At 61.2% G+C, this 25,721-nt stretch carries 21 protein-coding genes and 1 riboswitch; of the genes, 4 read left to right on the top strand and 17 right to left on the bottom strand.

The window, feature by feature from the left end; genetic code table 11:
• Positions 1 to 52: 52 nt before the first annotated feature.
• The 4 genes from KUW67_RS04320 to dapA all read right to left on the bottom strand — a co-directional run bounded on the left by KUW67_RS04320 (position 53) and on the right by dapA (position 3,620).
• Positions 53 to 1,237: an amino acid aminotransferase gene (locus KUW67_RS04320; protein ID WP_224824050.1), complete on the bottom strand. Its 1,185-nt coding sequence runs from the start codon at positions 1,235 to 1,237 to the stop codon at positions 53 to 55.
• Complete coding sequence (gene sseA, locus KUW67_RS04315; RefSeq protein ID WP_224824049.1) at positions 1,237 to 2,094, bottom strand: 3-mercaptopyruvate sulfurtransferase; 858 nt, start codon at positions 2,092 to 2,094, stop codon at positions 1,237 to 1,239. The genes KUW67_RS04320 and sseA overlap by 1 nt, the downstream gene beginning before the upstream one ends.
• 66 nt (positions 2,095 to 2,160) lie before the next feature.
• On the bottom strand, positions 2,161 to 2,640 hold the full coding sequence (smpB, locus tag KUW67_RS04310; protein ID WP_224824048.1) for an SsrA-binding protein SmpB: 480 nt from the start codon (positions 2,638 to 2,640) through the stop codon (positions 2,161 to 2,163).
• A gap of 107 nt (positions 2,641 to 2,747) precedes the next feature.
• Positions 2,748 to 3,620, bottom strand: a complete 873-nt coding sequence (gene dapA, locus KUW67_RS04305; protein WP_224824047.1) for a 4-hydroxy-tetrahydrodipicolinate synthase — start codon at positions 3,618 to 3,620, stop codon at positions 2,748 to 2,750.
• 152 nt (positions 3,621 to 3,772) lie between these two features.
• On the opposite strand from dapA, the gene KUW67_RS04300 reads away from it, so the two are divergent.
• Positions 3,773 to 5,767, top strand: coding sequence for a lytic transglycosylase domain-containing protein (locus KUW67_RS04300; protein WP_224824046.1), 1,995 nt, complete (start codon positions 3,773 to 3,775; stop codon positions 5,765 to 5,767).
• Here the strand turns inward: KUW67_RS04300 and KUW67_RS04295 are convergent.
• Positions 5,736 to 6,602: a DMT family transporter gene (locus KUW67_RS04295; RefSeq protein WP_224824045.1), complete on the bottom strand. Its 867-nt coding sequence runs from the start codon at positions 6,600 to 6,602 to the stop codon at positions 5,736 to 5,738. The two genes, KUW67_RS04300 and KUW67_RS04295, sit on opposite strands and share 32 nt — an antisense overlap.
• Entirely contained in the window at positions 6,599 to 7,273 is a 675-nt protein-coding gene (mnmD, locus tag KUW67_RS04290; RefSeq protein ID WP_224824044.1) for a tRNA (5-methylaminomethyl-2-thiouridine)(34)-methyltransferase MnmD, read from the bottom strand. Before mnmD ends, KUW67_RS04295 begins: the two co-directional genes overlap by 4 nt.
• Before the next feature lie 65 nt (positions 7,274 to 7,338).
• Between mnmD and KUW67_RS04285 the strand changes: the two genes are divergently transcribed.
• Positions 7,339 to 8,376 (top strand): FAD-binding oxidoreductase, encoded by a 1,038-nt coding sequence (locus tag KUW67_RS04285; protein WP_224824043.1) that lies wholly within the window; start codon positions 7,339 to 7,341, stop codon positions 8,374 to 8,376.
• Here the strand turns inward: KUW67_RS04285 and KUW67_RS04280 are convergent.
• Both KUW67_RS04280 and KUW67_RS04275 read right to left on the bottom strand, forming a co-directional pair.
• Positions 8,373 to 9,143, bottom strand: a complete 771-nt coding sequence (locus KUW67_RS04280) for an acyl dehydratase (RefSeq protein ID WP_224824379.1) — start codon at positions 9,141 to 9,143, stop codon at positions 8,373 to 8,375. The two genes, KUW67_RS04285 and KUW67_RS04280, sit on opposite strands and share 4 nt — an antisense overlap.
• Before the next feature lie 9 nt (positions 9,144 to 9,152).
• The gene (locus KUW67_RS04275; RefSeq protein WP_224824042.1) at positions 9,153 to 9,686 is read right to left on the bottom strand and encodes an NADPH-dependent FMN reductase; all 534 of its coding nucleotides are present in this window, start codon (positions 9,684 to 9,686) and stop codon (positions 9,153 to 9,155) included.
• A 102-nt stretch (positions 9,687 to 9,788) separates the two neighbouring features.
• On the opposite strand from KUW67_RS04275, the gene KUW67_RS04270 reads away from it, so the two are divergent.
• On the top strand, positions 9,789 to 11,435 hold the full coding sequence (locus tag KUW67_RS04270; protein WP_224824041.1) for a thiamine pyrophosphate-binding protein: 1,647 nt from the start codon (positions 9,789 to 9,791) through the stop codon (positions 11,433 to 11,435).
• Between the two features lie 235 nt (positions 11,436 to 11,670).
• Here KUW67_RS04270 and cobO read toward each other — a convergent pair whose 3' ends face one another.
• From cobO to KUW67_RS04245, 5 genes are all read right to left on the bottom strand, one after another.
• Positions 11,671 to 12,285 carry a cob(I)yrinic acid a,c-diamide adenosyltransferase gene (cobO, locus tag KUW67_RS04265; protein ID WP_224824040.1) on the bottom strand — a complete coding sequence of 205 codons (615 nt, stop codon included), beginning with the start codon at positions 12,283 to 12,285 and terminating at the stop codon, positions 11,671 to 11,673.
• Positions 12,282 to 15,995, bottom strand: coding sequence for a cobaltochelatase subunit CobN (cobN, locus tag KUW67_RS04260; protein WP_224824039.1), 3,714 nt, complete (start codon positions 15,993 to 15,995; stop codon positions 12,282 to 12,284). The genes cobO and cobN overlap by 4 nt, the downstream gene beginning before the upstream one ends.
• Positions 15,996 to 16,445, bottom strand: coding sequence for a GNAT family N-acetyltransferase (locus KUW67_RS04255; RefSeq protein ID WP_224824038.1), 450 nt, complete (start codon positions 16,443 to 16,445; stop codon positions 15,996 to 15,998).
• Complete coding sequence (gene cobW / locus KUW67_RS04250; RefSeq protein WP_224824037.1) at positions 16,442 to 17,518, bottom strand: cobalamin biosynthesis protein CobW; 1,077 nt, start codon at positions 17,516 to 17,518, stop codon at positions 16,442 to 16,444. The genes KUW67_RS04255 and cobW overlap by 4 nt, the downstream gene beginning before the upstream one ends.
• Positions 17,519 to 17,595: 77 nt before the next feature.
• Positions 17,596 to 18,273, bottom strand: coding sequence for an energy-coupling factor ABC transporter permease (locus tag KUW67_RS04245; RefSeq protein WP_224824036.1), 678 nt, complete (start codon positions 18,271 to 18,273; stop codon positions 17,596 to 17,598).
• A gap of 34 nt (positions 18,274 to 18,307) precedes the next feature.
• Positions 18,308 to 18,520: riboswitch (cobalamin riboswitch) on the bottom strand.
• 188 nt (positions 18,521 to 18,708) lie between these two features.
• On the opposite strand from KUW67_RS04245, the gene smc reads away from it, so the two are divergent.
• Positions 18,709 to 22,164, top strand: a complete 3,456-nt coding sequence (gene smc / locus KUW67_RS04240; protein WP_224824035.1) for a chromosome segregation protein SMC — start codon at positions 18,709 to 18,711, stop codon at positions 22,162 to 22,164.
• A gap of 116 nt (positions 22,165 to 22,280) precedes the next feature.
• On the opposite strand, the gene KUW67_RS04235 is transcribed toward smc, so the two are convergent.
• From KUW67_RS04235 to KUW67_RS04220, 4 genes are all read right to left on the bottom strand, one after another.
• Complete coding sequence (locus tag KUW67_RS04235) at positions 22,281 to 23,420, bottom strand: lytic murein transglycosylase (protein ID WP_224824034.1); 1,140 nt, start codon at positions 23,418 to 23,420, stop codon at positions 22,281 to 22,283.
• A 90-nt stretch (positions 23,421 to 23,510) separates the two neighbouring features.
• Positions 23,511 to 24,410 carry an adenosylcobinamide-phosphate synthase CbiB gene (gene cbiB / locus KUW67_RS04230; protein WP_224824033.1) on the bottom strand — a complete coding sequence of 300 codons (900 nt, stop codon included), beginning with the start codon at positions 24,408 to 24,410 and terminating at the stop codon, positions 23,511 to 23,513.
• Positions 24,407 to 25,336 (bottom strand): threonine-phosphate decarboxylase, encoded by a 930-nt coding sequence (locus KUW67_RS04225; protein ID WP_224824032.1) that lies wholly within the window; start codon positions 25,334 to 25,336, stop codon positions 24,407 to 24,409. Before KUW67_RS04225 ends, cbiB begins: the two co-directional genes overlap by 4 nt.
• Positions 25,333 to 25,701, bottom strand: coding sequence for a DUF1636 domain-containing protein (locus KUW67_RS04220; protein ID WP_224824031.1), 369 nt, complete (start codon positions 25,699 to 25,701; stop codon positions 25,333 to 25,335). The genes KUW67_RS04225 and KUW67_RS04220 overlap by 4 nt, the downstream gene beginning before the upstream one ends.
• Between the last annotated feature and the right edge of the window lie 20 nt (positions 25,702 to 25,721).

Below are 25,721 nucleotides of genomic sequence, written 5' to 3'. Positions count from 1 at the left end.
TGGGACGCCCTTTGATGCCTCCGGCGGAGGTATTTTGGGACAAAAGAAGGGGTCAGCCGCCTACAGTCGCAATGGCTTTTGCAAGGATTGGCACCGTGTCTTTGTTGAGCCCGGCGATATTGATGCGGCTGTCGCCCACCATGTAGATCGCGTGATCCTCGCGCAGTTTTTCGACCATTTCGGGCGAAACGCCGAGGCGCGAGAACATGCCGCGATGCTCGGCGATGAAGCCGTAGCGATCAGAGTTCGTGGCTTTCTGCAGTTCTTCGGCAAGCTGTTTGCGCAGGACCAGCAGGCCTTCGCGGACCTCTTCCAATTCGTCCTCCCATTCTTTGCGCAAATCGGGATCGTTCAGGATCATCGTCACCAGTCGCGCGCCGTGATCGGGCGGGAAGGAATAGTTCTGCCGGTTGAGATAGGCGAGCGTGCCTTGGGCGGTTTTTTGGGTCGCAGCCTCGGCTGAGACGGTCATCAGGATGCCTGTCCGTTCGCGGTAGATCCCGAAGTTTTTCGAGCAGCTGGCGGCGATGATGGTTTCCGGGAGTTCGGATGCCACGAGCCGGGTCGCGGCGGCATCGTCTTCGAGGCCATCGCCGAAGCCCTGATAGGCAATGTCGATCATCGGGATCAGGCCTTGGGCTTTCATCAGCGCGACCAGTTCTTTCCATTGCGCCTTGTTCAGATTGGCACCTGTGGGGTTGTGGCAGCAGCCATGGAGCAGCACGACGTCGCCCTCTTTCGCGCCTTTCAGGTCGGCCAGCATGCTGTCGAAATCCACAGCACATGTCTCGCTATCGAAATAGCGGTAGAGCGTTGTCTTGATACCCAGATGCTTGAGGATCGTCAGGTGGTTCGGCCATGTGGGATCTGACACCCAGACAGTTGCCTGGGGGTTGGCAAGTTGCACCAACTCGAACCCCTGGCGCACAGCACCCGTGCCGCCGGGTGTGGCGGCTTTGGAGACGCGGTCCATCGGAACGGCATCGCCCAGAACCATTTGCGCCATGGCGGCGCCGTAGGCCGGATCGCCGGTTAGGGCGACATAGGATTTCGTCTGCTCCTGCTCCCAGAGCTGTTTCTCGGCTTTCTTGACCGCCCGCATGATGGGCGTCTTGCCGTCTGCGTCCTTATAGACCCCGACGCCCAGGTCGATCTTGTCCTTGCGGGGATCGTCTTTGAAGGCCTGCACGAGGGCGAGGATTTTATCAGCGGGTTGGTCTTTAAGCTGCGTCAGCATCAGGCGTCTCCGGTTGCGACGTTGAGGTCGGGGAACATCCCCCATTCGGCCCATGAGCCATCATAGACGGCGTGATCGGTCTTGCCGATGCGCTCAAGCGCCAGCGACAGGACGGCGGCTGTTACACCAGAGCCGCAGGTGGTGATCGCGGGCTTGCTTAGATCGACACCGGCCTCTTCAAACAGTGTCTTGAGCTTGGCGGGCGCCTTAAGTGTGCCATCGGTATTGAGCAATGTCTTGAACGGCACATTGCGCGATTTGGGAATGTGACCGGCGCGCAAGCCTTCGCGCGGCTCTGGCGCATCGCCGCGAAACCGCTCGGCGGCGCGGGCATCAATAATCGCGTGATCCCCCAATTTGCTGGCCGAGGCGACTTGCGTCACATCCTTGACCAGATGGTTCTGACGGCTGATGGTCATATGGCGGTCGCGCACCATGGGCGGCAGGTCTTCGACATCGCGTTCCTCAGCCTGCCATTTGGGAAACCCGCCATCCAAAACGGCGATGTCCTGCTTGCCCATCAGCTTGAACAGCCACCAGATACGCGCGGCTGAAAAGAGACCTGCGCCGTCATAGACGACAACCTGATGACCATCGCCCACGCCCATCGCGCGCATGCGCGAGATGAATTTCTCGGGCGAGGGGGCCATGTGGGGCATGTCGGAGCGATGGTCGCTGATCTCGTCCAGATCGAAGAACCGCGCGCCGGGGATGTGGGCAGCCTCATACTCTGCCCGCCCATCGCGTCCCGCATCCGGCAGATACCAAGAGCCGTCCAGCACCCGTAAATCCGGGTCGCGAAGATGGCTTGCAAGCCACTCGGTTGAGACAAGCGTTCTGGGATCGTCTGCAGACATGCCAAAGCCCCCTTCAGGTCAGGATCAACCTTGATTACGCCCGCATATAAGGTGACGCAAGGGCCGCTACTCTCCGTGGCGCAGCAAACGGGCCTTTTGGCGGCTCCAGTCGCGCTTGGCCTCGGTCTGGCGCTTGTCGACGGTCTTTTTGCCCTTCGCGACGCCGATCTTCATCTTCACCAGTCCGCGATGGTTGAAATACATCACCAGCGGAACCAGCGTCATGCCTTGGCGCTGGGTGGCGTTCCAAAGCTTCGACAGCTCTTTCTTGGACGCCAGCAGCTTGCGCTTGCGCTTTTCCTCATGTCCAAAGGTTTTGGCCTGCAGATAGGGCGCGATATAGCTGTTCACCAACCACAGCTCGCCATCCTCCACATTCGCATAGCTCTCGGCGATATTGGCCTGACCTTCGCGCAGGGATTTCACCTCGGAGCCTTCCAGCATGATCCCAACCTCGAGGTCTTCCTCAATCGCGTAATCATACCGGGCCCGCCGGTTCTCGGCGATGACCTTATAGTTGGGGTCTGTTTTCGGTTTCGCAGCCATGATGCCTATCTATGTGAAACCCGACGGCTTCCAACCGCTTCTGGTTTCATTCTGGTCAAAATATCCTGGGGTCTGGGGGCAAAGCCCCCAGCCGCGGCGCAATCCCTTTAGTTAATCAAACCCGCATGCCGCATCGCGTCTTTCATCAGCAGACGCGTGTTCTCATCCAGACCCGTCAACGGGGACCGGACCTCATCGCGGCACATGCCCAACAAGGACAATCCGTATTTCGCACCTGCCACGCCCGGCTCGGTGAAAATCGCCTCGTGCAAGGGCATCAGTTTGTCCTGATACTCCAGCGCCGTGGAGTAATCGCCGCGCAATGTGGCCTCCTGAAACTCGGAACAGAGCTTGGGCGCGACATTCGCCGTCACCGAAATGCAGCCTTGCCCGCCTTGGGCGTTGAACCCGATGGCAGAGGCATCCTCGCCGGACAATTGCACGAAATCCGTGCCACAGCTCCGGCGTTGCTTGGAGACGCGTGTGACGTCGCCGGTTGCATCTTTCACGCCGATAATCATCTCGTGCTTGGCCAGTTCGCCCATCGTTGCGGGGGTCATATCCACGATAGAGCGACCGGGGATGTTGTAGATAATGATCGGCAAGCCACAGTCAGCTGCGGCATGGAAATGCCCCAGCAAACCGCGTTGGGTCGGCTTGTTATAGTAAGGCGTCACGACCAAAGCAGCATCGGCGCCGACCTCTTTGGCTTTCTTGACCAGCCGCACGGTTTCGACCGTATTGTTGGAGCCGGCCCCGGCGATGACCGGGATACGGCCTGCCGCCTCGTTCACCACAATTTCGACGACCTGATCATGCTCGGCATGGCTCAACGTCGGGCTCTCGCCCGTGGTGCCAACGGGCACCAGCCCGTGGCTGCCTTGATCCACATGCCACGCGACAAGTTTCTTGAGCGTGTCGATATCCAGCTGGCCGTTCGAGAACGGCGTTACGAGGGCAGGCATTGATCCCTTGAACATGACGCGCTTCCTTTGAATGTCGCCTGAATCGGCGGTTTGAGTTCGGCGGAACCTAGCCGCAGTCCTGCCCCTTGCCAAGTTTGTGATTTGCGGTGCGAGTGCGTGCCGTTAGCATTCGTCTCATATTTACCGCGCATTGGGGGCGCGTGTTCATGCGGCTATTCTGGGTTTTCGTTTTGTCGGTCTGGATGACCGCCCCCGCGCTCGCGCAGGATCGCCTTGACCGCGTCGCCTTGCAGGCCGCGTTGATCGCAGTGCGTGATGGGGATTGGGTCGAAGCTGCAGATCACGCCACATCCCATGATCCCGTGATCCAGTCCATTGTCGATTGGCACAAGCTGCGCGCTGACGGCACATATCCCGAAGTGGCGGCTTTCCTGCAGGCGCATCCTGACTGGCCCGGCCTTGCCCTGATGCGCCGCCGGGTGGAGGAAGACGTACCAGCCGAAAGTGCGATGAGCTTCTTTGCGGATGCGCCGCCGCAAACCGGTGCGGGGGTTTTGACCCATGTCGAAGCCCTGCGCGAAGATGCCCCGGATCAGGCCGATGCAGCACTCATCACCGCTTGGACCACGATGCAAATGCCGCAGGAGACCGAGCGCCTTTACCTGCGAAACCACGGAACACTTTTGCGGCCGCACCATGCGGCGCGTCTTGATATGTTGCTCTGGCAATCGCAGCGCAGCGACGCGCGGCGGATGGTCCCTTTCGTCAGCGACGATCAAGCGGCCTTGGCCGAGGCGCGCATCGCCCTGCAATCGAACGCCTCGGATGTGGAGGCCAAACTGTCCGCGGTGCCAGAGGCCCTGAAGCGTCACGGTGGCCTCGCCTTTGACCGCTTCCAATGGCGGACCCGCAAAGGCCTGAATGAAGGCGCGCTGGAACTGCTGTTGGGCCATTCGCTATCGGCAGAGGCACTGGGCAACCCGCAAGCCTGGTCGAACCGCCGCCGTTCTATCGCGCGCGATATGATGCGGGACGAGCAGAATCGCACGGCCTATCATGTCGCTTCGACCCATTTTCTAACCGAAGGGTCGAACTTTGCCGATCTGGAATGGCTGTCGGGCTTCATCGCCCTGCGAAAGCTGAACCAGCCCGAGGTGGCGCTGACCCATTTCACTGCGTTCGAGGCCGCTGTCAAAACCCCCATTTCCAAGGGTCGTGCGTTCTACTGGTTGGGCCGCACCCATGGGGCGCTGGGTGACGCGGAGGCCGCGCAGGCGGCTTACGCGGAAGGCGGTCGGCACCAGACCAGCTTTTATGGGCTGCTTGCCGCCGAGAAAGCGGGGCTTCCTCTGGACCCGTCCCTCGTTGGCTTTGATACCCCGTGGGAAGACGCGCGGTTCACCGCAAACCCCGTGTTTCAGGCTGCCGACCTCTTCATCTCCATCGGCGAAGACGCTTTGGCCGAACGGTTCCTGACCCATCTTGCCGACATCTTGCCCACCGATGAATTGCGCGCGCTGGGCAGCTTCGCTGTCGCCAAGGATCGCCCGCATATCGCGGTGATGATCGGCAAACGCGCTGCCCGCCGGGGTATCGTGATCCCGCAGGCCTATTTCGCCCTGCACCCTTTGGCCGATATGGACCTGCCTGCGCCCAAAGCGCTGTCCCTCGCCATTGCCCGCCGCGAGTCCGAGTTTGACCCGGTCGTCACCTCCAGCGCGGGCGCGCTTGGGCTGATGCAGGTTATGCCCCGCACCGCGCAAGCCGTCGCGCGCGACCAAGGCATGGTGTTTCGCAGCGCAAGGCTGCTGAGCGATTGGCAGTATAACGCTCGCCTTGGCAGTGCTTATCTCGCTGATCTCATTGAGGATTTCGGGGATAGCCCGGTGATGGTCGCCGCGGGCTATAATGCTGGCCCGGGCCGCCCGAAATCCTGGATGGACCGGTTTGGTGATCCGCGCAAAGGCGAGATCGACGTCATCGACTGGATTGAACACATCCCCTTCCGTGAGACCCGCAACTACGTGATGCGCGTCACCGAAAGCCTGCCTGTCTACCGCGCGCGGCTGACCAGCATCACCGGTCCGATCCACTTCACTGAGGAACTGATTGGCGAGGTTCCCCTGCGCCGCCCGCAAGCGCGCCCTGCAGGTCTGGGTCAGGAGGAAGCTAGCCTCTCTGACGCTCCCGCCACAGAGTGAAGAGCCCTGCCGCGACCACGATCGACGCGCCGATCACCACATTCATCTCAAGCGTTTCGTTGAAGACGAGAAGCCCAAGGGCCGACGCGAAGACGAGCTGCAGATAGGCAAAAGGCTGCAAGCTGGAGGCTTCGGCCAGCTCATAGCAGCGGATCAGCAGGTAATGTCCGAAGGCCCCGGTCACACAGAGCAGCGCCATCCATACCCAATCGGGGCGGCTCATCGGCTCCCAGAACCACACGCCGATCACGGTCATCACCACGGCCCCTGTGACGCCGGTCCAGAAGAAGCTGGTCGCCGCACTGTCCTTGCGCGCCGCGTAGCGGGTCAGTAGGCCGTAAAGTGCGAACATCAGCGCCGAGATCAGCGGAACGATGGCGGCGGGGGAGAAGACTTTGACGCCGGGCTGCAGGATGATCAGCACACCGATGAAGCCAACACCAATCGCAACCCAGCGTTTCCAGCCCACCCGTTCGCCCAGGATCGGGCCAGAGAGGGCTGCGATGATGAGCGGGTAGGCGGCGAAAATCACGTGGCTCTCGATCAGGCCCAGCAGCACGAAGGCCCCGACCATGACGCAAATCTCGATGGCAAGCAGCGCGCCGCGGAATAGCTGCAAGGGCAACTGCTCGGTCTGCGCGGCTTGGCGGATCCCACCTGCCTTGCGCCGGGCCACAGCGATTACGAAGGCTGCAAAAAACCAGTAGCGGATCATGACGATCATCATGACGTTGTATTCGCCCGCCAAGTGGCGGGAGATGCCGTCTTGCGCAGCGAAGACGAACGTGGTGGCGACCATCAACAGGATGCCAAGGCGTGTGTTGGCCTCTGTCACGCCGGTTTCCTTGCGCGGGTCATATGGCGCTTGCGGCCATAGCCCTCGGTTCGGGTGACCTCAAACCCTGCGTCTTGCAAGCCACGCCGCACGAACCCCGCGGCGGTGTAGGTCGCGGCGGTGCCGCCTGGTTTTGTATGTTTGCCGACTTGGCCCAGTAAATCAGAATGCCACATATCTGGATTTCGATTAGGGCTAAAACCATCAAGAAACCACGCATCGGCTTGCGCGTCCCAATTTGAAAGTTCCGACCCTGCATCGCCAATAACGACCGTTGCGTACAAGTCCTCGGTCACAATCTCGGTTTGACCGTCTCCCCACGCCGCCAAGAACGGTTCAGCAATGGCAAGCGCCTTTGGAAAGGCACGTAACGCCCGCGCAACCTCGTCCGCGGTCATCGGGTATGCCTCGAAGCTGGTAAACCGCAATGGTCCCGATGTGCCGGAGGCGCGCCAGGCAATCAGCGCCGCCAGCATGTTCAACCCTGTGCCGAACCCCAGCTCTGCAATGTGGAACCCTTCGCAAAACCGCGCGGGTAGATCGTTGCCCACAAGAAAGACATGGCGGGTTTCATCCAATCCGTTCTCAAGCGAGAAATACGGGTCCTGAAACCGGGTCGAGACCGGCACATCGCCGTCGCGCCATTCCAAATCTGCCCGCTGGTGGCCCATCCGCCGATGTCCTAAAGATTAACCTTAACAGATCGGGACAATGGGGAAGGGCAGGGGCCTTGGCAATGGTCGATATCACAGTGAAAGGCGCGGGCATCTTTGGCCTATCGGTTGCCTATGCCTGCGCGTCGCGTGGCGCGCGTGTCCGTGTGATTGATCTGGAAGGCGTGGCCGCCGGATCCAGTGGCGGTATCGTCGGTGCACTTGCACCGCACACGCCAGAGAATTGGAACATCAAGAAAGCCTTTCAATTTGAAAGCCTGATTTTGGCCGAGGCGCATTGGGCACGCGTGGCCCAATTGTCTGGCCAATCGCCGGGCTATCTAAGGTCTGGCCGCTTGCAGCCCATCGCTGATGATCGCGCGTTGGAGCTGGCTCACGCGCGCGCCGAAAGTGCCAAGACGCTTTGGGAGGGCAAGGCCCATTGGCAGGTTGTCTCTGCCTCCGCTCACCCCGATTGGGCGCCGCATAGCCCCACGGGACATCTGATCCACGACACGCTCACCGCGCGCATCCATCCGCGCCGCGCCACGCGCGCCCTTGCCGACGCTGTAATCGCGCTGGGCGGCGAAATCGCCATAGGCGACGCGTCGGTGGAAGGTAGATTGGTCGAAGCGACGGGCTATCAAGGCCTTCTCGCCATATCAGAAGAACTGGGTAAATCGGCTGGAAACGGGGTAAAAGGGCAAGCAATTCTGTTGCAATTTGATGCAGCCTCTGCTCCTCAACTGTTCGCAGATGCTTTACACATTGTGCCACACCAAGATGGAACCGTCGCCATCGGCTCTACCTCTGAACGGGAATTCGACAGCCCTGATGGAACCGACGCGCAGCTTGATGACGTTCTAAGCCGCGCCTTGGCGGCGTTCCCAGTCCTGCAAAACGCCCCAATCCTTGAGCGCTGGGCGGGGGTCCGCCCCCGCGCCAAATCCCGTGCACCGATGCTGGGCGTGCACCCTCTGAACCCCGACGCGTTCATCGCCAATGGCGGGTTCAAAATCGGTTTTGGCATGGCCCCAAAAGTGGGGCAGGTCATGGCCGATCTGATCCTTGAGGGCCGTGACACCGTCCCCGACGCGTTCAAGCCAGAGGCAAGCCTTTAGCCCGCCTCCGCCACCATACACAGCCGTTGATCCGGACCGCGAAGGAAGCCTGACCCACCGGTCCAAACCAGTTCTGCCGTCTCAAAATCCATCAAAGGTGCGGTCGCACGAAACGAAAACCATGACATGTCCGGCAGGGCTTTCGCAGCCGCCAGCATCAAGCGCTGCGCCAAAAGCGGGCCATGCAACACAAGCCCCGCATAGCCTTCTGCCCCCATCGCGTAGTCCCGATCATAGTGAATCCGGTGGCCGTTAAAGGTTAACGCAGAATAGCGAAAGAGAAGCGTTGGCGAGAATTGCAAGACCTCTCCGGGTGTCGCATCTTCGGTGATCGGAGCCACCCGCGCAGCCTGAGCCGGATCATGGGCTTCCCGGTAGACCAGATCCTGTAGATCGGTCACGCAAAGCGCCCCATCCTGCCAAATCTCATGACGTAATTGGACCAACGCCAATGGCCCGCTGCGCCCCTCTTTCCGCTCCGCCGACACGCATTCGGACCGTTTCTCGGCCGCCAAACCACAACGCAGAGGGACGTGAAACTCAAGTCGTCCTCCTGCCCACATCCGGCGCGGCAATCCCATATCCGGGATCAATCCGCCAACGCGTGGATGCCCGTCCGCGCCTAACGCGTCCGCTGGTTGGGCATCCCAGAAATAGGCCTGATGAAAGAAGGGCGGCAGCGCGGCCCTCGCCTCAATCTGTGTGGGCAGACCAAGCGTGATCCGCAACGCCTCTGCCCGCGCGGGGTCCATCTGATCGTGCAGGATCAGCACGTTCTAGCGCCCGGCTTCGGCCTTCAAGGCGTCCATCAACTCCTGCAAGAGCTTGTTATACATCTCGCCCTGCAGACGACCGTTATCGTCAAATTCCTTATGGCTTGCTGCGACCATCACCTCGGGCCCCTGCAAGATGCGCGGCCGGAAGGGCTGCATGCATAACCGCAACGCATATTGCGCCCGCGCGCCCCCAGCGCGCCCTGCCGCCGCCGACATGATCGCGACGGGTTTGTTGGCCCAGGGGTTACCGTCGACCCGGCTCACCCAATCCAGCGCGTTCTTCAAAACGCCCGAGATGGACTGGTTGTACTCCGGCGTCGAAATCACAACCGCGTCCGCGTCCGCGATCTGGCTTGCAAGCCGTGTGACCGCCTCGGGGATCCCGTCCGCCGCCTCAAGATCACCATCGTATAGGGGCAGGTTCAAATCCGCCTCGACATAGCTCTCTGGCGCAAACATCCTTTGCGCCTCGGCCAGCAGCTTCCTGTTCGTCGCCTCGTCGCGCAACGAGCCTGAAATACCCAACAAATTCATCTCAAATCCTTTTCGATCCCGGTTTCCAGCTAACCTAGTACCGCACCCCTTGCCGTACAGGGGTGTTTCGCCCAAGGTGCCAAAAAAGGACAGGAGGCCCCGATGCGCCATGGTGGACAGATCCTCGCGGATCAGCTGAAAATTCTGGGTGTACGGCGTGTTTTCTCGGTTCCGGGAGAGAGCTTTCTGGCCGCTCTCGACGGGCTTTACGACAGCGGGATCGACAATATCGTCTGCCGTCACGAAGGCGGTGCCGCGATGATGGCAGAGGCCTATGGCAAGCTGACCAACACCCCCGGTGTCGCGTTCGTGACGCGTGGCCCGGGGGCGACGAATGCCTCAAGCGGCATCCATATCGCGCGCCAGGACAGCACGCCGATGGTGATGTTTGTCGGCCAGATCGCGCGGGGGCATCGCGACCGGGAGGCCTTTCAAGAGGTCGACTATCGCGCCATGTTTGCGCCCCTTGCCAAATGGGTGGCTGAGGTTGAGGATACCGCCCGTCTGCCCGAATATATCAGCCGCGCGTTTTCGGTTGCGATATCTGGGCGCCCGGGTCCGGTCGTTTTGGCGCTACCCGAAGACATGCTGAGCGCAGAGGCGGATGTGCCTGATCTGATCCCGTCAACCTCGGCCCTGCCCGATCTGACAGGGCCTGCTCAGACGATCCTGTCCAGGCTCAAAACAGCAAAAAATCCGCTGATTGTCGTGGGCGGTCCGCTTTGGACGGCCTCTGCCAGCGCGGCATTGGCGCAATTTGCCGAAACCGCCGCCCTCCCCGTGGTCACCACATTCCGCCGTCAGGATTATCTCGACAATCGGCATCCGAATTTTTGTGGCGACCTGAATGTCGGCCTCAACCCGACCCTCGCAAAGCGCCTGCAAGCCGCTGACTGCATCCTCGCGCTGGGCACCCGTCTGGGCGACATCGCGACCCAAGGCTATACGCTGCTTGACCCTGCAGGCCATGGGAAAACGCTGATCCATGTTCATGCCGACGCCGACGAGCTGGGTCGCGTCTATGCACCTACACTGGCCGTCAATGCGCCCGCCCCCGCGATGATCGCTGCACTCGCCGCAAGCAACGCCAAGCAGATCGCACCCGATCTGACCCAGCAGATGCGCGCCGAGTATCAGACGTGGAACACCCCCAAAGCGACCCCCGGTAACGTCAAGATGGAGCAGGTAATCGCCCATCTTTCCGACGCGCTGCCCGACGATGCCATCCTCACCAACGGAGCCGGCAATTACGCGGCCTTCCTGCACCGCTATTTCCGCTACAAAACCTACCCGACCCAATTGGCTCCCACCTCAGGCAGCATGGGCTATGGTGTTCCCGCCGCCGTGTCCGCGGCCCTCGAACATCCCGACCGTGACGTGATTTGCCTGGCAGGCGACGGTTGCTTCCAAATGACCCTGAACGAGCTCTCGACCGCTGCACAGCACAATGCCAAGGTGATTTTCATCATCTGCAACAACGGCCAATACGGCACCATTCGCATGCATCAGGAAAAGACCTATCCGGCCCGTGTCAGCGGCACAAAGCTGTTCAATCCCGACTACGCGGCCCTCGCAAAGTCGTACGGAGGCACCGGCCTCACCGTTTCCAAAACGGCTGATTTCCCCGCAGCTCTCGACACGGCCCGTGCTTCAAAATCGCTCGCGGTGATAGAGTTGTGCCTCGATCCGGAAGCGCTCTCCACCGGAGCCACCCTGACCCAGACCCGCGCTGCAGCTACCAACTCCTAACGCTCAATTAAGGTTAACGCGCGTCTCTGGATCCTGCTGGAAAAGTCCTTCGGGGGACACCCGTAGTTCCCCCGAAGTATAAGAAACCAAAAGGTTTCACCTTTGACGGTCATCGGCTCTCCAGCCTGTACCGCATTACTCTTTGATCTGATTCTGGTTTCATCTTTGTTAAAAATACTCAAACGATCCGCAGGATAGCGGGCGGAAGACTTGAGTATTTAGGCAAAGATCAAACTCAGAACTCTACCCCAATCTGCGCTTTGATCCCGGATCGGAACGGGTGCTTGACCAGCTCCATTTCAGTCACCAGATCGGCAATTTCGATCAGCTCGTCCTTCGCATTGCGCCCGGTCAGGACGACATGGGTCATGTGGGGCTTCTCGGTGGCCAGGAACTCAACCACCTCGTTGATGTCGATATAATCATAGCGCAACGCGATGTTGATCTCGTCCAGCAGGACCATTTTGTGGCTTTCGTCGCGGATCAGCTCTTTGGCCTTCGCCCATGCGGCTTGTGCCATTTCCGTATCGCGCGCTTTGTCTTGGGTTTCCCACGTAAAGCCTTCGCCCATTGTGTGGAACGAGCAGATGTCGCCGAACTTGCCCAAGATCAAGTCACGCTCACCCGTGCTCATCCCGCCTTTGATGAACTGTACAACGGCGCATTTCATATCATGGGCGATGCAGCGGAAAATCATCCCGAACGCGGCGGAGCTTTTGCCCTTGCCCTTGCCGGTATGCACGATCACCAGACCCTTTTCATCGGTCTTCGTCGCCATGATTTTATCGCGCGCGGCCTTCTTCTTGGCCATCTTCATGGAGTGGCGTTCCAGGTCTGCGTCATCGGTCATGTTGCGGCCTCCTCAGGCGTAGGGTCCATTGGTTTTGCGCCCTTTGCAAGGGCCGCGATACGCGCGCGGGCGGAGTTTGAGCGGGGCGTCCAAAGCCCACGCTCAATCGCTTCGGCCAGCCGTTCGGCGATTTCTTTCAGGGCAGGGGCGTTGGCCTCTTCGATGAAGTCGCGCGTGTCTTCATCGGCAAGGAACGCCTCTTCGACCAGATCGAAGTGGTGACCTTTGACAGCGCCCGTGGTGGCCGCGAACGCGAATAAATAATCCACCGTCGCTGCCATTTCGAACGCGCCTTTATAGCCGTGCCGTTTGACGCCTTCGATCCATTTCGGGTTCACGACGCGCGACCGCACAACGCGCCCGATTTCGTCATCCAACGTGCGGATTACCGGGCGTTCGGGGCGCGAATGATCGTTGTGGTAAATGGGGCGATCCTGCCCTTGCAGGGTGGTCACCGCCGCCGCCGCGCCGCCTTCAAACTGGTAGTAGTCGTCGCTGTCGAGCACATCATGCTCGCGATTGTCCTGGTTCTGCACAATCGCTTCGACCTGACCTAGCCGCGTCTCGAACGCATCGCGCGCGTGGGTGCCATCGCCATCTTTGCCATAGGCATAACTGCCCCATTCAAGATAGGCCTCGGCCAGATCCGCTTTATCCGCCCAAAGCCGTTCGTCGATCATGGCTTGCAGGCCCGCACCATAAGCGCCCGGTTTGCTTCCGAACACGCGGTGCGCCGCGCCGCCTGCTGCTTTCGCGGGGTTCAGGTCATCTGGTTCGTCCATCGCCATCACAGCGCGCGCTGCGGAATCGACCAGCGCCATTTGCTGGGGGAAGGCGTCGCGGAAAAAGCCCGAGACGCGGAGGGTTACGTCCACGCGGGGGCGGCCCAAGACACTTTGGGGTAGCACCTCAAATCCCGTCACGCGGCGGTTTGCGCTGTCCCATTTCGGCTTCACGCCGATCAGCGCCAAGCACTGTGCGATGTCATCGCCGCCGGTGCGCATGTTCGCCGTGCCCCAAGCCGTCAGCAGCATCGCGCGGGGCCAGTCGCCATGGGTTTGCAAGTGTTTCTCGATTAGCAGATTGGCAGACTTCCATCCTAACGCCCATGCCGTTGGCGTTGGCACAGCGCGGCTGTCGACCGAGTAGAAATTGCGTCCAGTGGGCAGCACATCCAACCGCCCGCGCGTGGGTGCACCGCTGGGGGCAGGGGCCACAAAGCGCCCGTCAAGCGCGGTCAGCAGGCCATTGCCTTCCTCAACGCCGCAGGCCGCGACGGTCGGTGCCACCACGGTTTTCGCATGTTCCAGAACAGCTTTTGATGCGGGTCCGGGAGCCGTTTGCCCATCCAGCAACGCGGCGCTGAGCAGTTCCAGCCGTTCGACTGTATCGCCGTTCGAGCGCCAAGTGTCTGTGCTGATGTCTTGCAAAATATCAGGCCGCGCGCCGTCCCACACAGCGGCCATATCGCAATCCAGCGGGTCGAAATCTAACGCCAAATCCGACGCCAAAGCGCGCATCAGCGAAGCATCCGCGCCCGTCCCATCCCCACGCGGCACGCGCAGCAGCGCTTGCACCAGATCGCGCTGCAAACGCCCCTCTGGCGATTGTCCGAACACATGCAGACCGTCACGAATTTGCGCCTCTTTCAGCTCGCAGAGGTACGCGTCCAGCTTGGCCAGATCTGCCTCATCATCCGAGCCGCTCATGCCTACATCAGCGGCAAGTCCGGTGACGTCCGACAGCGACAGGATTTCGCGGCGGAGATGGTCGATCCGGCGGGGGTCCACGCCCGCCGCCTCGTAGTATTCGTCCACCAAGGCTTCCAGATCGCGTAGCGGTCCATAGCTTTCCGCGCGCGTCAGTGGCGGCGTCAGGTGGTCGATAATGACCGCCTGCGCACGGCGCTTGGCTTGGGTGCCTTCGCCAGGGTCGTTCACGATGAACGGATAGATATGCGGCATCGGGCCAAGAACGGCTTCGGGCAGGCAAGTCTCTGACAACGCGACGGATTTTCCGGGCAGCCATTCGAGGTTTCCGTGCTTGCCCATATGCACAATCGCGTCCGCGCCATAGGCTTTGCGCAGCCAGATATAGAAGGCCAGATAGTTGTGCGGCGGGACCAGATCGGGTGAGTGATAGGTGTCTGTCGGGTCGATATTATAGCCGCGCGCGGGCTGGATGCCGACGACCGCGTTGCCGTAGTCCAGCACGCTCAGCTTGAAGCCGGTGCCGTCAAAAAACGGATCGTCCTCGGGTGCGCCCCAGCGGTCGGTGATACGCGATTTGACGTCCCATGGCAGCGCATCGAAGGCGGTCTTGTAGGCGTCCAAAGGCAACGTCACGCCGCCTGATTTCGTCGCGCGGTCCGTTAGCCAGTTTGTCGGCCCAGCCATCACCTGTTCCATCAGCGCGGCTCTGTCTGCGGGTGCGTTCGCGATGCCGTATCCCGCCTCGCGCAACAGGTTCAAAACGTGCACGGTCGCGGCGGGCGTGTCCAAGCCGACGCCATTGGCAAGGCGGCCGTCCTTGTTGGGGTAGTTCGCCAAAACCAACGCGACTTTACGCTCCGCCGCCGCTTTTCCACGCAAACCCGCCCAGCGTTTCGTCAACGCCGCGACGAACGCAATCCGGTCGCCGCGCGCGCGGTAGGTGGCGATCGGGCACTCCGTCGCCTCGTCAAAAAACGCTTCCCCTTTGAAGCTGACAGCGCGGGTCAGGACGCGGCCATCGACCTCGGGCAAGGCTACGTTCATCGCGATGTCGCGGGCGGACAGACCTGTGAGCCCTTCGTCCCAAGTGGCTTCAGATGAGCCTGAGAAGACCACTTGAAACACAGGCGCGCCTTGCGCCGCGTCCATCACCAGCGGGTTCGCGGGGCCGTCGTCGCCATGGGCGGAGCCGACCGCGAAACTGGTGCAGTTCAGGATAACAGACGGCGGCGCGGCCTCAAACAACCGCTCCAGCGTCGCGACGCTCACCGGGTCTTTCAAGGACGCCACGAAGATCGGCAGCGGGTTCAACCCTTCGCGCAACAGAGCTTTCACCAAGCGGTTCACCGGGTTCAGCCCAGCGCCTTGCACCAGCGCGCGATAGAACACGAGCGGCACGACCGGCGCGCCATCGATCCACGCCTCTTGCGCTGCCGCGATATCGGCAACGCCCGCGCCGGGCCAATAGACGCCCGCGCGTAGCAGTGGGGACGCTGCCATCGGAGCCTCCCCCCCGTCCAGCATCACTTTCGCATAGCGCAAGAAGTTCGCGGCGTTCTCTGGGCCGCCTTCGACCAGATACGCCCAAAGCGCGTCGTAATCTTCACTTGATACGGTGGAAAGCTCGCGCAACTCAGGGTCCGGCTTATCGTCCCCCGGCAGCAACGCCAGCGGTACGCCCGCCTCATGCAAATGCGCCGCGTATTGTTCGACCCCGTAGCGCCAATAGCCCGCGCCACCCAAAGCGCGCACAATCACCAATCGGGATTTTACCGCACACGCCTCGATATGCAGATCGACCGACATCGGGTGCTGCAAATGCATCATTGAGGCCAACCGCAACGATGGCGCATCCCCCATCTCGGAGCGTGCCTCCGACAGCGCTGCCAACTCGGTATCGGCGGCCGAAATGACCACCACATCCGCAGGCGTCTGCCCCAGATCAACCGGTTCCGATCCGTCGTCAATCGCACCGGGCGTGGCGGCCAGCAGGTGCATCTACAGCGCCTTTTCCATGAACGTGCTGGCCTCGGCCTCTTCGTAGTCACCGAACGGGCCGCGCCGCACATAGCCGATCCGCTCGTAAAGCGCGCAGGCCGAGACCAGCAGATCGCCCGTCTCCAACCGCACCAAGTTATGGCCCGCCGCTTTCGCCTCCGCCTCCAGATGCGCCATCAGATTGCGACCCAAGCCCGTGCCTTGCGCTTTGGGCCTGACGAACAAGCGTTTCACCTCGACGTAATCGCCCATATCCGCCGCCGCGACGCAGCCCATCGGGGTGCCTTCATCGTCACGCGCGAGGTAGAAGCGCACGTTGGGCTCCGCCAATTCCTTGGGCGAGTAGGCGAAACATTCGTCGGGCGTATAGACCGCCCGCAGCGCCGCTTCGGAGCCGTCGATCAGCCCCAAAGCATCTTCTGTCAGCGGGTCTTCAACGGCGATTTTCATGCCGCAAGAGCCGCCTCAATCGCGGCACGATCCAGCCCGGATTGCCCGATGACAACCAACCGTGTCTGACGCGGAGCAGCGCCAAAAGGCTGATCGAAATAGCTGTCCACACGTGGGCCAACCGCTTGTACGGTCAAGCGCATCGGCTTGCCTTCAACGGCCACAAAGCCCTTGAGGCGCAAGATATCATGCGCGCGGATCACATCGGCAATCTGTTCGGCAAAAGCCTTTGGGTCGGCCACTTCGGCGCGGGTGACGACGAAACTTTCGAACTCGTCGTGGCCGTGCTCGTGCTCATGGAGATGGTGATCGTCGTGATGAGGGTCTTCGTCATCGTGATGATGGTGGTGATGATGCACCTCGTGGCGGCTCTCCAGATCGTCTTCGGCTCCAACACCCTGACCCAGCAGCACATCCACCGGCATCCGCCCCATCGCAGTTTTCACGACTTGCACGCCATCGCGCGCCTCGCCTTTCAGCTTGCCAACCAGAGCGCCCGCCTCGTCCTCGCCCAGCAAGTCCGATTTGTTCACCACGATCATATCCGCACAGGCGACCTGATCCTCGAACAACTCCGACAGCGGCGTCTCGTGATCCAGGTTCTCATCCATCGCCCGCTGTGCATCGACGGCATCGACGTTGTGTGCGAACCGCCCTTCGGTCACCGCTTTGCCATCGACCACAGTCACCACGCCATCGACGGTGACTTTCGTCGAAATCCCCGGCCAGTTGAACGCCCGCACCAGCGGCTGCGGCAACGCCAGACCCGAGGTCTCAATCACGATGTGATCGGGGGGCGTCTCGCGATCCAGCAACTTTTCCATTGTCGGAATGAAGTCATCGGCGACGGTGCAGCAAATGCAGCCGTTTGACAGCTCCATCACGTCATCCTCGGTGCAGGTCTCATCACCGCAGCCTTTCAGAATGTCACCATCCACGCCCAGATCGCCAAATTCGTTGATGATCAGGGCAATGCGCTTGCCCTCAGCGTTCTCCAGCATGTGCCGGATCAGTGTCGTCTTGCCCGCGCCCAGAAAGCCGGTCACGACAGTTGCAGGTATTTTCCCAGCCATTTCATTCCCCTGAAAAGATGAGTTGCAAAGCGCGGGGCCAGACATATCCGGCCCCGCTGATCCGTTAAAGGAAGAGCTTACTCAGCCGCGTGAAGGCGGGGCGTCACAAGGCCCGATCCTTCAAGTCCGCGCAGCGCTTTGGCACCGGCCAGAACCGCCAGATCGACAATCGGCTCAAGCAGCAGGATCAGCATATAGGCGGCGCCGAACGTCACCACACTGGTCAGGTTCTCCGCCCCGAAGCCAGAGCCGTAAAGCGCCCAGAAGGCCACCCAGGCGACAACACCGCCCTGATAAGCCGCAGACAATTTCAGCGCCTGCATGTAGGTCAGGTCGACATAGGGCGTGTGCGGCGCGATAATCCGCTTGGCCAGGAAATGAATGCCGAAAAGCGGCACCAGAAGCGTGGTCACGTTCATCGCATATTGTGGCAGATCAGTGGGCGCGAAGAACAGCCCTTGCGCCAGAAGTCCCAGCGCCAAACCGATCGCAGCGGGCCCTGTGCCCAGGATCAACAGCAGCGTTGTGCCCAGAATGAAATGCACTTCTGACACGCCGACGGCAAAGGTCGGCAGCACTTCAAAGAAGAAGAACACAGCCACAGTCGCCATGGCCGAGCGTGCGATCAGGGAAACGATGCCATTGGCGACAAGGCTCTCCCAGATCAGTTTTGCGGAATAGGCCACCGCACCTGCTGCGGTTGCGTAGCTCAAAGCAAGTTTGGCGCCGTTCACGACGCCTGGTTCGATATGCATAGTCTTTCTCCATCCTGTCACACCCGACAGGTCAGGGGTTACTGTTATGCAAGGCTGGTCTCCTGGCTTGCGGGTCGAGGCATCTGGCCGCCTTCCCGGATTGCTCCAGTGGCAAAAGGCCTGACACTCTCCGCTTACAGTCGCGGGGGCGGCTTCGGCTTTGCGTCCCGATTGGGTCACGCGCACCGTATTCCCATTTGATCCCCGACGCTGTGCGCCATGGGGAACCATGCCATTTGTTTGTGCGCCGCGGCATACGGGCGGTCAAGAACGATTCCGCCGCCGCTATGGGCTTTCGCGACGTCCGCTTGGCGGAAACTTCAATATCTTGGGGATAAGTCGGCGCATTTCCCCAGATGCTGCGTGGGACCTGTTGACTCAAAGCGACACTCTGCCGTCAACTTGGCCACCAACGGAATCACCAAGGATAGGGCTTTGCGGTTCTCTCGCCTGCGTCTTAACGGCTTCAAAAGTTTCGTCGACCCGACCGATCTTGTGATCGCGGACGGGCTGACGGGCGTTGTGGGGCCCAATGGCTGCGGCAAGTCCAACCTGCTAGAGGCGCTGCGCTGGGTCATGGGCGAAAACCGCCCCACCGCCATGCGCGGCGGCGGGATGGAGGACGTGATCTTCGCCGGTGCCGCCACGCGCCCCGCTCGCAACTTTGCCGAAGTCTCGATCCACATCGACAACTCGGATCGCTTGGCGCCTGCGGGTTTCAACGATAGCGATGTATTGGAAGTCGTCCGCCGCATCACCCGCGATATCGGCTCGGCCTATAAAGCCAACACAAAAGACATCCGCGCCCGCGACGTGCAGATGCTGTTTGCGGATGCGTCCACCGGCGCGCATTCCCCTGCGCTTGTCCGGCAGGGCCAGATTTCGGAACTGATTAATGCCAAGCCCAAAGCGCGTCGTCGCATTCTGGAAGAAGCGGCGGGCATCTCGGGCCTCTATCAACGTCGGCATGAGGCCGAGTTGAAGCTGAAAGGGGCCGAGACGAACCTCGCCCGCGTCGATGATGTGATCGAACAACTGGCCAATCAGTTGGCCGCACTTGCCCGTCAGGCGCGCCAAGCCGCACGGTATCGTGAAATCGGTACCGATCTGCGCCGCGCTGAAGGGTTGCTTTTGTATCGCCGCTGGCGCGAAGCCGATGAGGCACGCGCGGCCGCTCAAGAGACGTTGACAGAGCGGACCAAAGCCGCCGCTCAAGCCGAAACCGCCGCGCGCGAGGCCGCTAAACTCCGCCAACGCGCGGAAGACGTTCTGCCGCCTCTGCGCGAGGAAGAGGCGATCGCCGCCGCCGTTCTGCAACGCCTGCAGGTCCAGCGCGACACGCTCAACGATCAGGAAAGCCGCGCGCTTCAAACCATCGAGACGCTGCAAAACCGTATCGCGCAGTTGACGCAGGATATCGACCGCGAAAGCAGCCTGAACAAGGACGCGGGCGAAACGATTGACCGTCTGGAATGGGAAGCCACCGAGATCGCGAAAGCCTCGGAAGGACACGAGGATCGCCTGACCGCCGCCAATGCCGACGCCAGTGAAGGTGCGCAGGTTTTGCAGCAGCGCGAGGCTGATCTGAGCCAGCTGACCGAAGACGTCGCCCGCCTTGCGGCGCGCCACCAATCCGCGCAGCGCTTGTTGGAAGACAGCAAGAAAACACTCGAGAAAAACGAGTTTGAGGCGCAAAAAGCCAAGGACGCACTCTCGCAGTCTCAGGCAGCCTTGACCAAAGCCGAAGAGGATTTCGCCACCGCGCAAACCGCCGAGAAGGCCGCGACCGATGCTGCGCATGCCGCAGAAAAAGCGCTCGCCGATGCCGAGGCCGCTCGCGCCGATACCCAGTCGCGTGAGGCGGATGCCCGCGCGCTCCGCTCGGAAGCCGAAGGTGAAGCCAACGCCCTGCGCGCCGAAGTTGCCGCCCTCGCCAAGCTGGTCGACCGCGACACTGCCGAAGGCGGTCAGGTCCTCGACAGTATCCGCGTCGAGCCGGGGTTTGAGAAAGCGCTGGGCGCTGCCCTTGCCGACGACCTGCGCGCGCCCGAAGTGGATAGCGATGCCGCCTCCGGCTGGACGACGCTGCCCGGTTACGGCACCTCGCAACCGCTGCCTGATGGCGTGACGTCGCTGAACAATCACGTCACCGCGCCCATCGTTCTGGGTCGCCGCATCAGCCAGATCGGTTTGGTGGACGCCAGCGATGCGGCCCGCCTGCAGGCTGACCTGAGACCGGGCCAGCGCCTTGTGTCGCTCGAAGGAGACCTCTGGCGCTGGGACGGGTTCCGCGCGGGGGCCGAGGACGCGCCCTCAGCTGCGGCCTTGCGCCTGCAGCAACTCAACCGATTGGTCGAATTGAAACGCGACCTCGAAGACGCGGCTGCCAAAGCCGACGGGGCGCAGCGCGCCCACGAGATGCTGTCGGCGCAACTGGCCGAACAGACCCGTGCAGACCAAGACGCCCGCGCTGCCCGCCGTGCCGCCGATGCCGCCGTCACCGACGCTTCCCGCGCCTTGTCACGGGCCGAGGCGGACAAGTCCCTCGCCGCCGGTAAACTGGAATCGCTGACCCTTGCCCTGACACGCTTTGAAGAAGAAGCGATGGCCGCCCGCACGCGTTTGGCCGAAGCCGAAGCAGGGCTTGGCGATCTGGAAGACCTGGACGCCGCCCGCGCCCGCGTCGAAGACATCAAGATGACGGTCGAGGCCGCGCGCATGACCATGATGGCGCGTCGCTCCGCCCATGACGAGTTGCGCCGCGAAGGGGAAGCACGCCTCAAGCGCTCTCAGGAAATCACCAAGGAAATCAGCGGCTGGAAGCACCGTCTGGAGACCGCTGAGAAACGCATTGGCGAGTTGAAAGAGCGCAAGGAAACCTCGTCTGAGGAATTGAATGCCGCCCAGGCCGCACCATCCGAGATCGCTGCCAAACGCGAAGAACTCGCCGACGCGATCCGGGAGGCTGAGGCCCGCCGCGCCAAAGCTGCCGATACCTTGTCCGAGGCCGAAGGAACGTTGCGCGAGGCCGTCGCCAGTGAGCGTGACGCAGAGCGCACCGCATCGGAAGCGCGCGAAGCCCGCGCCCGTTCTGAGGCCCGCGCCGACGCCGCGAAAGAGACGGTCGCCTATGCCGCTGAACGCATCGCCGAAGAGATGGACACGACGCCTGATCAACTACTTGAAACGCTCGACGCTGACCCCGAAAAGATGCCCGCTGCCGAGGCAATCGAGAACGATGTGAACCGCTTGAAACGGCAGCGCGACGCCTTGGGGGCTGTGAACCTGCGCGCCGAAGAAGATGCGAAAGAAGTCCAGGAAGAGCATGACGCGCTGGTCACCGAGAAGGCTGATCTGGAAGAAGCGATCCGCACGTTGCGGTCCGGTATCGCGTCGTTGAACAAGGAAGGCCGCGAGCGCCTTTTGACTGCCTTTGAGCAAGTGAACTCCAACTTTTCCTTGCTCTTTACACACCTCTTTGGCGGTGGTGAAGCCAAGCTGGTTCTGGTCGAATCCGACGACCCGCTAGAGGCTGGTCTAGAGATCATGTGCCAACCACCGGGCAAGAAACTGTCGACCCTGTCACTTCTGTCAGGCGGCGAGCAAACGCTGACCGCGCTTGCGTTGATATTTGCTGTTTTCTTGGCAAACCCTGCACCTATTTGTGTGCTGGATGAGGTTGACGCACCTTTGGATGACGCCAATGTGACGCGCTTTTGCGACCTGCTGGACGAGATGACCCGCCGCACCGACACACGCTTTTTGATCATTACACACCACGCCGTAACGATGTCGCGGATGGATCGCTTGTTCGGTGTGACGATGGCTGAACAAGGCGTGTCGCAGCTGGTGTCGGTGGACCTCAAGAAGGCGGAGCAGCTGGTCGCTTAGAGAGGGATTGCGCTTTGGCTTTGCCAAATCGCTACGCGCGGATTTGCGGTGCAAATCCGCGCTGCCTCCGGCGGGGATATTTGGGAAGAGCGAAAGAGCGTGGCTTCGCTTTTTTGCTAGAGCTTGTTGAGCAAGGCGGGCGTTGGCCACGCGTCTGCGGGCATCCCAAGCCGGGCTTGTTCTTTCTGCACGGCACGCCGGGTTTTGGCACCTAGAATGCCGTCGACCTTACCCACATCATGGCCGCGCGCGGCGAGTTTTTTCTGAAGCGCGACCATCTGGTTGCCGCCCAACCCCTTGTCCGGGTTTCCCGCAGTGTAAACGGGTGCGCCTTCAAGCCGTGTCGCGAAATAGGCAGCGGTCGTGACATAGACGAAGCTTTTGTTCCACTCGAAATAGACGCGATAATTCGGGTAGGCGAGGAAGGCGGGGCCGTTGCGCCCCATGGGCAGCAGCACCGACGCTTGCATGTTCCCAGAGGCCAACTGGCCCGCGCGTGGGCGCACCCCCATCGCGGCCCATTCGTTAACGCTGAGTTGGTGATCAAGACCGGTCTTGCTCCAGTCTAGGTTGGAGGGCACAGCGATCTCTTGCAGCCATGGCTCATTCGGTCGCCAGCCCAGATTGGACAGCATTTTGGCCCCCGACATCAGCGCATCCGGGGGCGAGGTTTTCAGCGAGACCTTCCCGTCGCCATCGGCATCTACCCCGTTGCGCAAGATATCCTCGGGCAGCATCTGAACCATGCCGATCTCACCCGCCCAGGCGCCTTTTGTGCGGGCGGGATCAAACTCGCCGCGTTCATAAAGCTCAATGGCGGCAAAGACTTGCGGGCGGAAAAGATGCGGGCGGCGGCAATCATGGCTAAGCGTTACCAGCGCGTTCAACGTGTTGAAATTACCCTGCACCGCGCCGTAATCCGTCTCCAGCGCCCAGAACGCGAGCAAGACGCCGGGCGGCACACCATATCGGCTTTGCGCGGCCTGAAAGACGCTGCGGTACTTCTTGGCATTCGCGACGCCATTATTCATTCGGTTGGCCGAAATCAGAGACCGGGAGAAGTCGATGAATGTTTTGCGAAACACCCCTTGGGAGCGGTCCGCGTTAATCACTTTTGGGTCCTGTCGGACAGTCGCGAAAAATCTGTCAACGGTTGCAGGCGCATGGCCTTTCGCGACGGCCTCGGACTTCAATTGGCCGACATAGCTGGAAAAAGACCCGCCACAGGGGGTTTGCGCCGACGCTGCGCTGGCCATCAGGCAAGCTGCAAAAAAAGAGGTTAACCGTTGCATTGTAAGCTCCGTTTGAACGAGCTTATCCTAGCAGGCGCAGGCTGGCACGCAATATCACAGAATGGCGATAAGAACCGCGCCGCCCAGCAACAGGATCCAAGCGCGCCACAGCACGGCCACTGACGCATCGACGGCATCCGGTCCGATGTCTTTGCGTCCGCTTACGTTAACGAATGGAAAGGTCTGCATCTGCCCTTCATAAGATCGCGGCCCCGACAGCGCGACCCCCAGAACGCGGGCCATAGCGGCCTCTGGCCAACCTGCATTCGGTGAGCGGTGCAACTGCGCATCTTTGCGGATCTCGTGCCATCCGCCAAAGTCGAAATGGCTAAGCGCGATCAGTGCGGCCGTCAGGCGCGCAGGCACCCAGTTGAGCAGGTCGTCAAACCGCGCGGCGGCCCAGCCAAACTCTGCATGGCGTGGGGTGCGATAGCCGATCATGCTGTCTGCGGTGTTCGTCACCTTATAAAGCAGCAAACCAGGCAATCCCCCGATTGCAAACCAAAAAGCGGGGGCGACGACACCGTCACCGAAATTCTCGGCAGCTGATTCAATCGCCGCGCGCGCGATGGCTGGATTGTCCATCTGGGACGTATCACGCCCCACGATCCGGCCCACCATGCGCCGCCCTTCCTGAAGGGAAAGGCGCGCGCCATTGGCGACATCCTTGACGTGGTCAACAAGCGATCTTTGCGCCAGCAAAATCGCGGCAAGTATCACGTCGATGATGTGTCCGGACAGCGCTTGCAACGCAGCTCCCAGCACCAGCGCGAGGCACCCGATCACGCTGAATGCGACAGCACCGCGCAGCTTCCGCATGGTACCTTTGTTAACGTTTTCGTCGATCCAACCGATCGCGCGGCCCATCAAGACCGCAGGATGAGGAAACCGGTTCCACAGCCATTTCGGCTCGCCGAAAAGCGCATCCAGGCAGAGAGCCAATGCAAGGCTCACAGGGCTGCGTCCAGTCGGTTCCAGTCTTTGGAAGATGGTAAACCAAGCCGCAGCCACGAGGATGAATAAGGGAAAATCCGCGACCAGATATGCGCGGCGGCCAGACGTCTTTGAAACGCCTGCGCATCGCCGACATCATAGAGCCTGAACAGATCAGTGCCACCGATCAGCGCCCCGTGTGGTGCCATCAAGGCGTCCAGGCGCTGGGCATCTTTCGCCAGCCGTTGACGGGTCGCGATTGTCCAGGCGGTATCCTCCAATGCACGGGCGCCGATCTCAAGCGCGGGACCGGATACAGGCCAAGGGCCCAGTTGCTCGGCCAGCGCAGCGATCATCTTTGGGTCGCCAATCGCAAACCCAAGGCGTAGCCCCGCAAGCCCCCAGAATTTACCGAAACTTTTAAGCACTACAGTGCCGGGACGCCCTGCCAAACGGATCAGAGAACGATCGGGCGCGATATCGCAAAAGCTCTCATCAATGATTGTGAACGGCGCGGTAAGCATTTCTGCACCCCAAAACCGCCCGTCGGGATTGTTTGGATGCACCGCGATCATCGCGTCGCCCGCACCCATCGACCAGCCCGCCGCCTCGAAGGCGGCAGCGTGTTCGTTATAGGTCGGGGCATCGATTTGCACCTGCCCTGTGGGCCAAAGCGAAGGCATCTTCGCGATCAAGGCTGACGCCCCCGGAGCGGCCAAAACTGCGGCCTCGTGCGGCACGTCCCAGAACTGTCGTGCGGCCTTGATCAGCCGATCCTGTGCCGCGCGATCCGGAAGCGCAGTCCAGGCGTCTGATGTCAACTCGCCAAGCGGATAAGGTTCTGGGTTGATCCCCGTCGACAGGTCGATCCAGTCAGTGCGTACACCGCCCCAACGCGCAACAGCCGCATCAAGACCGCCACCGTGATCTCTTTGATTTTCTGTCATTTTTCCAACGGAAGCGGAGGATGGCGCGTCACAAAATGCCCTTTGATGGCCTGTGGCCACTCGCGATAGGGCACCTGCCCGGTCTCACTTTGCGCGTGCAGTTCAGCGTAACGAACAATACCCGCCGCAGCCTCTGCATCCGGCGTGAAATCCCCCAAAGTGTAGGCGAGTTTTTCGTCCGCCTGAATCGCTACGTTGCACGCTCGCGCACATCCCATGAGGCACGACACACGCCGCGTCTGAACCGTGTCCCCCGCTTCCGCTTCGATCAGGGCCGCCAGCCGCTCTCCATCGGTGAGCGTCATGTCGCCTTGCTCCCAACCGTCTCGTTTGCAGGTGTCGCAGATTGTGATCCAGGTGGTCATTTTGCCCTCTTGTTCTGCCT

Source organism: Cognatishimia sp. MH4019 (assembly GCF_020177595.1).
Classification (GTDB): domain Bacteria; phylum Pseudomonadota; class Alphaproteobacteria; order Rhodobacterales; family Rhodobacteraceae; genus JAHTBL01.
This window is presented reverse-complemented; position numbering and strand designations above follow the sequence as displayed.